Genomic DNA, 11187 nt, shown 5'->3' with positions numbered 1-11187 from the left:
GTGGGGTCCGGGGCCGGCGGGTCCTGGAGGTGCCGGGGCGCGGTCATGGCTTCGCCTGGGCGACCAGGACCCGGTCCCCGTCGGCGAGCGCGCCCCCGCCGACCGGCTCGACCTGGACCATCCCGTCGGCGGACATCCCCGCCCGGACCTCGACGCGCCGCCGCTCGCCCGCCGCGGCCGGGTTCTTGCCGAGGACCGTGACGGTGGTCCGCCCGTCAGCCCCGGCCGACACAGCGGACAGCGGCACGACCAGGACCGGCTCGCCCGAGGACGCGGCCGTCACCGTGAGCCGTACGCCCTGCCCCGCGAGCCGGGGGTCGAGCGCCTGGTCCGGCGTGACGGTCAGGGCGTACCCGCCGGCGTCCGCGGCCCCGCCCGGGGCAGCCCCGCCGGAGCCGGCGCCGTCCGGGGCGCCCGCCCCGGGCCCGGACGCCCCGGATCCGCCGGTCGCCGGGGTCGGGGCGGTGGCCACCGAGGCGACGGTCCCGGTGGCGGTCAGTCCGGTGGCCTCCGACAGAACCTCCACCTTCATACCTGCCTTGACCAGGTCCTTCTGGTGGGCCGGGAGGGAGGAGCGGATCACGGGGGCGCCCGCGGACAGGGTCAGCAGCGCATCCGGTACGGGCTCGCCCACCGCCGCCTTGACCGCGTCCAGGCGCGCCGGGAAGCCCTTGACGAAGACGAGTTCGTCCGCCGGGACCATCGGTCCGGAGGTCGCCCGGGCCGCCTCCAGGCGGCTGTTGGCCTTGGCCAGGTCCGCTTGGGCGAAGGCGAGTTGCTGCTGTGCCTCCGCGGTGTCGGCGCCGCCGCCCGCCTTGGCCTTGGCGAGTGCGGTCTTGGCGGTGGTGACCTGCCGCTGTGCGGTGTCGGCGGCGTCTTCCGCCGCCTGTAGTTTCTCCGTGTCGCCGGGATCGGCGGGCCGGGGGGTGTGGCCCAGCGCGGCGTAGAGCGCGGTGACCGCCGCCTTGGTGCCGGGGCCGTACGTGCCCGAGGGGTCCTTGCCGGCGGGGTGGCCGAGCGCCTTGAGGCCCTCCTGCAGCTGCCCGACGTCCTTGCCGGTGGCGCCGGGCTTCAGGTCCCGGTACACGGGCAGGGCCCCGGCCAGGGCGAACAGGGGCCGCCCCGAAACCTCGACCAGCACCTCGCCCGCCTGCACGGCCGCCCCGGGCTGCTTGTTGATCCGCGTGACCACGGGTTTGCCGCCCGTACCGGCGGCCGCGGCGGCCCCGGCGCCCGGGGACACGGTCAACGTCTGCTCGGCGGCGACCGTGCCGCGGACCACCACGGAGGAGGTGAGCACCCGCCGCTCGACCCGGTCGGCGAGGACGGAGGCGTTCGGCGGCGCGGCGTCGGCGGCGACCTGGGCGGGGGAGCGGATGGTGGCGGCGACGGCGATACCGGCCCCGGTCAGGGCGACGGCGCCGGCGACGACCCAGGTCAGGATGCGACGCCGACGCCCCAGCGAGGCCCGGGCGTCGTCCAACCCGTCGGATCCGTCCGACCCGTTGGATGCGTCGGGCCCGTTGGAGGCGTCGGGCTGGTCGGCGCCGTCGGGCCTGTTGGACCTGTCAGGCCGGTCGGACCTTTGGGGCTCGTCAGGCCCGTCAGGCCCGTCGGACCTTTGGGGCTCGTCAGGCCCGTCAGGCCCGTCAGGCCCGTCAGGCCCGTCAGGCCCGTCAGGCCCGTCGGGCCCGGGAGGCCCGTCCGGCTCGTCGGCCGCGTCCACCACGGGCTCGGTTGCCGGCGGCTCTTGATGTTTCACGTGAAACCCACTTCGTCGCTCAGCAGTTCTCGCCGATCACCTGGAGGGAGCTCACCCGCCACGAGTCGCCCTCGTTCTCCCGGGTCAGCGTGAAGGCGCCCATCTGTGAGGGCTTGTCCTTCAGTTGGTCGATCGGCTCGCCGGTCCTGGCGTCGTGGATCAGCCAGCGGTCCAGGTCCACGCAGTCGTGCAGGATCAGCGACCGGGGCCCCGGGCTCTCCACGCCGTCGACCCGGTGGCCCACCTCGCCGAGGAGAACCTGGCCCGCGGATCTGGAATGGGCGAGGTTGTCGCGCAGCTCCTGCAACTGGCTGCCGGTGGCCACCCGTTCGATGGCCGGGTCCTGCGGGTCCGGCGTGCGGTTCGCCGCGAGCCAGGTCGTCCAGTAGGTGTCGTACGCCTGCCGCACTTCGGGGCTCGGCGGTTGCAGCGCGGGCGCGGCCGCCGTACCCCCCGCGGGAGCGGAGGGCGGCGCAGGGGCGGTGCTGCACCCCGTGATCAGGGCCGATGCGAGGATTGCCGCAACGGCGGGCACGGCGCACGCCGCCGGGCGGAGCCTCATGCCGCGCCGTCCTTGAGGACCTTCTCGGCGAACGCCACCTGCTCGCCGAGGTGCTTCTTCTCCTGGTCCAGATCCTGTTTGTGCTTCTCGATCAGGGTGTTCTGGTAGGCGGTCAGGACGGCGGCCCAGGTGTCGGAGAGCTTCGTCTTCTGCTTGCAGGAGACGTCCGTCGTCGCAGCGGTGATCTCCTCGCCGGTGACCGGCCCGGTCCACCGGGTGCCTTCCATCTGCTGGAGCTCCCAGGGCGTCTTCACCTGGAACCCGGCGTCGCGCATGCAGGAGCTCCATTGGGAGATGGCCGCGGTGACCCGGCTGTCGCCGCGCGCCCGGTCTCCGGCCTGCTGGGTGAGCTCGTCGACCAGGCCGTTCCCGGCGGGGGTCGTGGAGGTGCCCTTGGGGCCCTTCGGGTAGAGCTTGCGGGCGGCCTCGCCGGCGCAGCCGCCTTCCGGGGCGCCCGGGTGGGCGGGGACGCCGTCCTGCGGGCCGAACAGGGCAGCCGTCTCACTCGGGTCGCGCTTGGCCGGGGCACCCGCATCACGATTCGGCAATTCGCCCGTGCGATAACCGTATTTCTTTGCTGAGTCGGCGTCCACAAGGCCGATTCCGCTGGTGCTTCGACGGGTGTCGGGGCCGGCGACGTACGTATTCGAATTCTTGAAGGAAGCGAATCCGATGCGGCGCATGCAGGCCTCGGTGAGGATGTCCTGCGCCTGCTGGAGCACTTTCTGCTGACTTTTGTCGAAACCGTAGGCGTCCAGCGGGAGAGCGGCGTTCGCCGGGTCGGGCTGCGGGGTGACCTTCACCGGAGGCTCGCCCGTGGCCGCGGCCGCGCCGCCCTGCTTCTCCGTCGACGGGCCGCTGCAGGCGCCGAGCGCCGCGACCGCGACGGCGGCGGCCAGGAGCAGGGGCAGCCGTTGGCGTGCGTGGTGCACGATCAGCCTTTCGATGGTGGGACTGGTGGTCGTACACTGCCCGGCACACCCGGGGCCGGGACCGATTCCAGCGGTCCCGGCCCCGGGTGGATCCGAGCGCCGATCAGCAGGGGTTCGCGGCCCACTTGCTGAGCAGGGTCATGGAGCTGTAGCCCGTGACGCTGGTGTTGTTGTTGCGGTGCTTGTCCCACCACTGGTTGCCGTTGATCACGGTGCCCGACTTGTAGCAGATGGGCGTGATCGTGTGGCTCCTGTAGCCGAGGCCCAGGGTCGTGGACGAGGTGGTGGAGTTGGAGCGGATCCGGACCCCGTCCTGCGTGTAGTCACCGGCGTGGGCGACGGTGACGGATCCCAGGGCGATCGCGGCGGCGGAGAGCGCCACCGCGGTGAACCTTGCTGCCTTGCGCACGCTGTCTCCTCTTCTGAGCGGACACGTCGGAGTGCAGCCGAGAGGAAGAGCCAGTACCGCCGTCAGCGGCAAGCGCTGAGCTGGTCCCCCCGGTCCAGTGAAAAACAATGGCACGAACGGCATTCCCGTACCAGGGGGTTTCGGCCGCGTGGCCGAGATCAGCCTCAAGCATTCGTATCGGATCAGCCGGCCGCTCGCGCCGCGTCGTCAGATCATTTTCGGTGTTTGCGCTGGAAAACGCGGGCCGCGGGAAAACGGCCGCCTCGGGTCCTCCGCTAATGGATGATCGGGAACCGCTTCGCGGTTGTCCGGAAACACCTGCTACTCGTCTTGCTCTCGCCGCTCGCTGCGCCGGCTTCCCGGATGGCGCGCCCGCAGCTCCGACACCATGCCGAACGCGGCCGCGGCCAGGGGCACCGAAAGCAGCATCCCGAGGATCCCGGCGACACTGGCGCCGGCCGTGATGGCCAGCATGACCACCACCGGGTGCATCTGCACGGTCCGGCTCTGGATCACCGGCTGCAGGAAGTGGCCCTCCACCAGCTGCACGGCGACCACCAGGGCGACGACCCACAGGCCGATGGCCCAGCCCCGTTCGGCGAAGGCGACGAGGACGGCCAGCGCACCGGAGAGGAAGGCGCCCAGGTACGGGATGTACGCGCCGATGAAGACCAGGGCGCCGAGCCCGACGGCGCCGGGCACCTGCAGCACCAGCAGGCCGACGGTGATGAGGACGGCGTCGATCAGGGCGATGAAGGTCGTGCCGCGCATGAAGCCCTCGACGGCGTCGAAGGCGCGCCGGGCCATCGCCTCGACGCCGTCACCCCTGCCGCGGGGGGCGAGCCCGCGCAGGGCCTCGGCGGCCCGGTGGGAGTCCCGCAGGAAGAAGAACATCAGCAGCAGGGCGAGGGCGGCCATGGCCAATACCTCGGCGACGACGCTGAGGCCCGCGATGACGCCGGAGGCGGCCGTGCCGCCGAACTTGGCCAGCAGGTCCTTGGCGTTGGCGGCCAGGTCCTCCAGGGAGGTCCCGGCGGCACCGAAATGCCCGGTGAGGTCCTGGCCGGCGCGCCGGAGGGCGCCGATGATCTGGTCGCCGGTGTTGAGGAGCGCCGAAACGACGATGTACGTGGCCCCGCCGGCCACCGCGAGCACGGCCAGGCAGGTGAGCGCGGCGGCGAGCGAGGGGTGGACCTTCATCCGGACCAGCCGCCGGTGCAGCGGCCCCAGCAGGGCCGTGCCGAGGAGGGCGAGCAGGACCGGCGTGACGGCGGCCTTCAGGACGATGCAGAGCCAGACCCCCACCGCGGCCACACCGGTGACGAGGAGTACGACCACGCACCAGGCGGCGAGGCGGCGTACAGGCTCGGGCAGCAGGGAGGAGCTGGGCACGCGGTCATCCAACCACGCGTCAGCCGCCCACCCGCCGCTGCCGTTCGCTCAGTCGGGATCCGGCTTCGACCGCTCGTTCAGCTCGAACCAGATCGACTTGCCCTCGCCGCGCGGGTCCACGCCCCACGCGTCCGCCAGCATCTCCGTCAACAGCACCCCGCGGCCGCTCGACGCCATCTCGCCCGGATGCCGCACGTGTGGCAGCTCGTCGCTGGAGTCCGCCACCTCGATCCGCAGCCGGCGCGCCCCCGGCGCGCCCACCGCCTGCGCGACGAGCAGCGCGTCGCCGTCGGTGTGCATGAGCACGTTCGTCACCATCTCGGAGACCATCAGCACCGCCGAGTCCACCTGTTCGGGGTCGGCCCAGTCGTGCAGCAGCTCCCGGATCTGCCGGCGGGCGCCCGCGATCCGGGCCGGCTCCGCCTGCGCCACCGTCAGCATCGTGCGGCGCGTGGGGCGGGAGGGGTACCGCAGCGGGACGCCGCTGCCGCAGCCCGGGCCCTCCCGACACAGCAGGACGAGGGCGATGTCGTCCTCGCGCCGGTCGGCGAGCGGGCCGGTGCCGTGGTGCGAGGACGGCCCCTGCACCGCCTGCACCAGCAGGTCGGCCAGCTTCTCCAGGTTCTCCGTCCCGTTCGTCCCGGACGTGCTCTCCAGGACCGCCCGCAGCCGCGCCCAGCCCGTGTCCAGGTCGTGGCCGCCGGTCTCGATGAGCCCGTCGGTGCACAGCAGCATCGTCTCGCCCGGCTCCAGCGCGAACCGGGTCGTCGGGTAGTCGGTGTCGGGGATGATGCCCAGCGGCAGGCCGCCGGCGGTGGGCCGCATCAGCACGGTGCCGTCCGTCATCCGGATCGCCGGGTCGGGGTGCCCCGCTCGGGCCACCTCCAGGATCCCGGTCTCCGGGTCGCACTCCACGTACAGGCAGGTCGCGAAGCGCGGGCTCCGGAAGTCGAAGCCCGCGTCGGCATCGCCGTCCGGATCGGGATCGGGCCCGGAGCCCGGGCCGCCGTACGAGCCGGTGCCCTGCACCGCGGAGCCCAGCCCGGCCAGGAACCGGGAGGCGCGGGAGAGCACCGCGTCCGGGCGGTGGCCCTCGGACGCGTACGCGCGCACCGCGATCCGCAGCTGGCCCATCAGCCCGGCGGCCCGCACGTCGTGCCCCTGCACGTCCCCGATGACCAGCGCGAACCGGCCCGACGGCAGTGGGATCACGTCGTACCAGTCGCCGCCGACCTGGAGCCCGCCGCCGGTCGGCACGTACCGCGCGGCGATCTGCATGCCGGGGATGTCGGGGCCCAGCGTCGGCATCATCGAGCGCTGCAGCCCGGTGGTGAGCTCCCGCTCCGACTCGGCCACGCCCACCCGCTGGAGTGCCTGGGCCAGCATCCGGGCCACCGTGGTCAGCACGGACCGCTCGTCCGGCGAGAAGGACACCGGGTGCTTGAACGCGGCCAGCCAGGCGCCCAGGGTGCGCCCGGCCACGACCAGCGGCACGAAGGCCCAGGAGGCGCGGCCGAAGCGCCGGGCGAGCGGCCAGGTGGCCGGGAACCGCCGCTTGTAGTCCTCGGCGGTCGGCAGGTAGATCGCCCGGCCGGTGCGGACGGCCTCCGCCGCCGGGTAGTCGGTGTCCAGGCGCATGTCCGCGAAGGGGCCCTCGTCCCCGGGCCCGTGCCCGTGGTGGCCGATGACCGACAGCCGGTCCCCGGCCACCCCGAAGACGGCCAGCCCGTCGGGGCTGAAGCCGGGCATGGACAGCGAGGCGGCGACCCGCAGCACCTCGGCCGTCGACCGGGCCTCCGCGAGGGCCCGCCCCGCGTCCAGCAGGAAGGCCTCGCGGGAGCGCCGCCAGTCGCCGGTCACGGTGGTCCGGGCGGCGGTGGTGCCGGGCTGGGGCTCGGCGATCTCCTGGATGCTGCCGATCAGCTCGTAGCCGAGGCGGCCGTCGGCCGAGCGGTTCTGCACCGGCTTCGAGCGGCTGCGGACGCTCCGCAGCACCCGGCCGTCGCAGTCCGTGATCCGCAGGCGGGCCTCGGCGAGGGTGCCCTCCGCCACCGCCAGGCTGACGATCCCGCTGATCTCGTTCCAGTCGACCGGGTGGAACCGGGACCGTACGGCCGCCTCCGGCAGCACGGCCGGCTCGGGGGGCAGCCCGAGCAGCCGGGCGGCCTCGCCGTCGAGGCTGACCTTCCCGGACGCGTCGTCCCACCGCCACAGGCCCGTCGCGATGGCAGCCAGGACATCCTCGGTGCGCACCGGGTCATCTTTACAGGTGGTCGCCGCGACGTGCCCGTCCGCGGGGCCCGCCGGGCGCGCCAGCGCGGTCGGCGTCCCGGACGGTAACCTTGGGAGGGTTGAATCCACCCCTGGTATCGCGAAGAACTGGATGACTGATGCATCGGTACAGGTCCCACACCTGCGGCGAGCTCCGCGCCTCTGACGTCAACACCGACGTCCGGCTGAGCGGCTGGCTGCACAATCGTCGAGACCTGGGCGGCATCCTCTTCATCGATCTGCGCGACCACTACGGCATCACGCAGCTCGTCGCCCGTCCCGGCACCGCCGCCGCTGCCGCCCTGGACAAACTGTCCAAGGAGACCGTCGTCCGCGTCGACGGCAAGGTCGTCTCCCGCGGCGCCGAGAACGTCAACCCCGACCTGCCGACCGGCGAGATCGAGATCGAGGCCGCCGAGGTCGAGGTGCTGGGCGCTGCCGCCCCGCTGCCCTTCACCATCAACACCGACGACGGTGTGAACGAGGAGCGGCGCCTGGAGTACCGCTTCCTCGACCTGCGCCGCGAGCGCATGCACCGCAACATCATGCTGCGCTCCGCCGTGATTGCCGCGATCCGCCACAAGATGGTGGCTCTCGGCTTCAACGAGATGGCGACTCCGATCCTCACCGCGACCTCCCCCGAGGGCGCGCGCGACTTCGTCGTCCCGTCCCGCCTGAACCCCGGCAAGTTCTACGCGCTGCCGCAGGCCCCCCAGCAGTTCAAGCAGCTGCTGATGATCTCCGGCTTCGACCGGTACTTCCAGATCGCGCCCTGCTTCCGCGACGAGGACGCCCGCGCCGACCGCTCGCCGGGCGAGTTCTACCAGCTCGACGTGGAGATGTCCTTCGTCGAGCAGGAGGACGTCTTCCAGCCGATCGAGAAGCTGATGACCGAGCTCTTCACCGAGTTCGGCGGCGGCCGCGAGGTCACCTCCCCGTTCCCGCGGATCCCCTTCCGCGAGTCGATGCTCAAGTACGGCAACGACAAGCCCGACCTGCGCGCCAAGCTGGAGCTCGTCGACATCACCGACGTCTTCGAGGGCTCCGAGTTCAAGGCGTTCGCCGGCAAGCACGTCCGCGCCCTGCCCGTCCCGGACACCGCCGCCCAGCCGCGCAAGTTCTTCGACGGCCTCGGCGACTACGCCGTCTCGCTCGGAGCCAAGGGCCTCGCCTGGGTCCGCGTCGGCGAGGACGGCACGCTGACCGGCCCGATCGCGAAGTTCCTCACCGAGGAGAACGTCAAGGTCCTCACCGAGCGCCTCGGCCTCGTGGCCGGCCACGCCGTGTTCTTCGGCGCCGGCGAGTTCGACGAGGTCTCCAAGATCATGGGCCCGGTCCGGGTCGAGGCCGCCAAGCGCGCCGGCCAGTTCGAGGAGAACGTCTTCCGCTTCTGCTGGATCGTCGACTTCCCGATGTACGAGAAGGACGAGGAGACCGGCAAGATCGACTTCTCCCACAACCCGTTCTCCATGCCGCAGGGCGGCATGAAGGACCTGGAGGAGAAGGACCCGCTCGACATCCTCGCCTGGCAGTACGACATCGTCTGCAACGGCATCGAGCTGTCCTCCGGCGCCATCCGCAACCACGAGCCCGAGGTCATGCTGAAGGCCTTCGAGATCGCGGGCTACGAGGCCGAGACCGTCGAGCGGGAGTTCGCCGGCATGCTGCGCGCGTTCCGCCTCGGCGCCCCGCCGCACGGTGGCATCGCCCCGGGCGTGGACCGCATCGTCATGCTGCTCGCCGACGAGCCGAACATCCGCGAGACCATCGCGTTCCCGCTGAACGGCAACGCGCAGGACCTCATGATGGGCGCGCCCACGGTCCTGGAGGAGTCCCGCCTGCGCGAGCTGAACATCGCGCTGCGCAAGCCGGTGGAGGCGAAGCCGGTGGACGCCAAGCCGATCGCGGAGGCCGTCCACCCGGACGCCTCGCGGTAACGCACCGCTGCGGTGACCTGACGTGCCGAAGGGCCCGGGATCCTCCGATCCCGGGCCCTTCGGCGTGTGGGGCGTGGGTGTGGCGTCTTGGTGGGGCGTTGGCGTGTGGCGTGCGCTGGAAGCGGTCCCGGAGGCCGGTCCTAGAAGCGGTCCAGGAGCCCCTTGAGCAGGGCCGCCGAGGTCAGCTCGCAGGGAGCCGGGCCGGCGTGGAAGAACCCGGTGTTCTCGGCGTCCAGCTTCCGCAGGAAGTCGAAGGCCTTGTTGTCGTGGTCGCCGAAGGCGACGAACTGCCAGTGCACCTGCGGTGCCGACGCGGCCGCGTCCGCCAGAGCCTGCTTCGCGGGCTGCCGGCTGTCGGGGGCGCCGTCGGTCTGGAACACGACGAGGGCAGGGCCCGAGTCGCCGTCCTTGCGGTAGCGCTCCAGGACCTGCTCCACGGCGACGTGGTAGCTGGTGCGGCCCATGCGGCCGAGCTCGGCGTGACGGCCCTCGACCCAGGACCCGTAGTGGGTGTCGAGGGTCAGGTCGGCGGTGCCGTCCACCTCCGTGGAGAAGAACACGGTGTGCACGGTCGCCTCGCCGTCGAGGTGCGCCGCCAGGGCGAGGGCGTGGTCGGCGAGGTACTGGGCGCTGCCGTCCTTGTAGAACGGCCGCATCGACCCGGACCGGTCCAGGACCAGGTACACCTTGGCCCGGGCGCCTGCCCTGCCCTTGGCGCGGAGCACCTGGCCGGCCGCCTTGTAGGCCGCGGCCACCTCGGGCGCCCGCTTCCGGACCACGGCCGCACTGTGCGCCGGACCCCCGGCGGCCCCGTCCTCCTCGGCCTCGGCCTGCTCGGCGACGGGCTCGGCTTCAGGCTCCGCCTCGGCGGCGACGGGCTCCGCCTCGGCAGGCTCGGCTTCGGCGGGGGCGTCAAGCGCCTCGGCCTGCGCGGCGACGGCCTCGGCCTCGGGCTCCGACTCGGCCCGTGCGGCGAGGGCCTCGGCCTCGGGCTCCGACTCGGCCCGTGCGGCGACGGCCTCGGCCTCGGGCTCCGACTCGGCCCGTGCGGCGACGGCCTCGGCCTCGGGCTCCGACTCGGCCCGTGCGGCGAGGGGCTCGGCGACCGGCTCCGCCTCGGCGGCGGCCACGGCTTCCTGAGCCTCGGCGGGCGCTGCGTCTTCCTTGGCGGCGGGCTCAGCCGCGGGCTCCACCTCGTCGGCAGGGGCCGCTGCCCCGGTGGTCGCGGTTTCCTGCGGCGCGGGCGCCTCGACGGGCTCCTCCGGCGCGTCGGCTGTCGCGAGCTGCACCTCGTCCTGGGCGGCCGTGGGTTCGGCCTGCGCGGTAACGGGCTCGGGTTCCACGGCCACGGGCTCCGCCGCCTCGGCCTGCGCGGTAACGGGCTCGGGCTCCACGGCCACGGGCTCTGCCTCGGCGGCGGCCACGGCTTCCTGAGCCTCGGCGGGCGCTGCGTCTTCCTCGGCAGCGTCGGGCTCAGCCGCGGGCTCCACCTCGTCGGCAGGGGCCGCTGCCCCGGCGGTCGCGGTTTCCTGCGGCGCGGGCGGCGCCTCGACGGGCTCCTCCGGCGCGTCGGCTGTCGCGAGCTCCACCTCGTCCTGGGCGGCCGTGGGTTCGGCCTGCGCGGTAACGGGCTCGGGTTCCACGGCCACGGGCTCTGCCTCGGCGGCGGGCTCCGTGGCCTCGGCGGTCACGGGCTCCTGCGGTGCCTCGGCGGTGTCGGGCGCCGCTTCCGCGGCAGCGGCAGCCGGATCGGCCTCCGCAGCGGCGGGGGCGGCCTCCGGTCGGGGCTCCGCGGGGGCGGCCTCGGGCTCGGCGGTGGGAGCCGCGAACTCGGCTTCGGGGGCCGTCGCAGTGGAGGGGGCCGCAGCCTCGTCCTCGGGAAGTGTGGCGGCGGGGGCCGCCGTGTCGGTCGGGGGCAGGGG

8 protein-coding genes are annotated in these 11187 nt (G+C 73.3%); 1 reads left to right on the top strand and 7 read right to left on the bottom strand.

Annotated elements, in window-relative coordinates; translation table 11 throughout:
* Positions 1-43: 43 nt before the first annotated feature.
* The 6 genes from HYE82_RS27745 to HYE82_RS27715 form a co-directional block, all read right to left on the bottom strand.
* A complete protein-coding gene (locus HYE82_RS27745; protein WP_179176904.1) occupies positions 44-1483 on the bottom strand; it encodes a peptidoglycan-binding domain-containing protein in 1440 nt (479 codons plus the stop codon).
* A gap of 298 nt (positions 1484-1781) precedes the next feature.
* Positions 1782-2324: a hypothetical protein gene (locus tag HYE82_RS27735; RefSeq protein ID WP_179176903.1), complete on the bottom strand. Its 543-nt coding sequence runs from the start codon at positions 2322-2324 to the stop codon at positions 1782-1784.
* Positions 2321-3256 carry a hypothetical protein gene (locus HYE82_RS27730; RefSeq protein ID WP_179176902.1) on the bottom strand — a complete coding sequence of 312 codons (936 nt, stop codon included), beginning with the start codon at positions 3254-3256 and terminating at the stop codon, positions 2321-2323. Before HYE82_RS27730 ends, HYE82_RS27735 begins: the two co-directional genes overlap by 4 nt.
* 103 nt (positions 3257-3359) lie before the next feature.
* Positions 3360-3665 carry a hypothetical protein gene (locus tag HYE82_RS27725; protein WP_179176901.1) on the bottom strand — a complete coding sequence of 102 codons (306 nt, stop codon included), beginning with the start codon at positions 3663-3665 and terminating at the stop codon, positions 3360-3362.
* Between the two features lie 321 nt (positions 3666-3986).
* Positions 3987-5057 carry an AI-2E family transporter gene (locus tag HYE82_RS27720; protein ID WP_179176900.1) on the bottom strand — a complete coding sequence of 357 codons (1071 nt, stop codon included), beginning with the start codon at positions 5055-5057 and terminating at the stop codon, positions 3987-3989.
* 48 nt (positions 5058-5105) lie between these two features.
* A complete protein-coding gene (locus HYE82_RS27715; RefSeq protein ID WP_179176899.1) occupies positions 5106-7310 on the bottom strand; it encodes a SpoIIE family protein phosphatase in 2205 nt (734 codons plus the stop codon).
* Positions 7311-7447: 137 nt separating this feature from the next.
* Between HYE82_RS27715 and aspS the strand changes: the two genes are divergently transcribed.
* The gene (gene aspS / locus HYE82_RS27710; protein ID WP_179176898.1) at positions 7448-9265 is read left to right on the top strand and encodes an aspartate--tRNA ligase; all 1818 of its coding nucleotides are present in this window, start codon (positions 7448-7450) and stop codon (positions 9263-9265) included.
* A 140-nt stretch (positions 9266-9405) separates the two neighbouring features.
* Here the strand turns inward: aspS and HYE82_RS38485 are convergent.
* On the bottom strand, positions 9406-11187 hold a 1782-nt coding region (locus tag HYE82_RS38485; protein WP_256987789.1), incomplete at its 5' end, for a VWA domain-containing protein.

The sequence above is a fragment of the Streptomyces sp. BR123 genome (genome assembly GCF_013401435.1).
Lineage (GTDB): Bacteria > Actinomycetota > Actinomycetes > Streptomycetales > Streptomycetaceae > Streptomyces.
Note: the sequence above shows the minus strand (reverse complement) of the source record. Positions and strands in the feature narration are given on the sequence as shown.

Coding starts and splice junctions, on each gene's coding strand:
- HYE82_RS27735 (WP_179176903.1), bottom strand. CDS start 2,324: ATGAGGCTCCGCCCGGCGGCGTGCGCCGTGCCCGCCGTTGCGGCAATC.
- aspS (WP_179176898.1), top strand. CDS start 7,448: ATGCATCGGTACAGGTCCCACACCTGCGGCGAGCTCCGCGCCTCTGAC.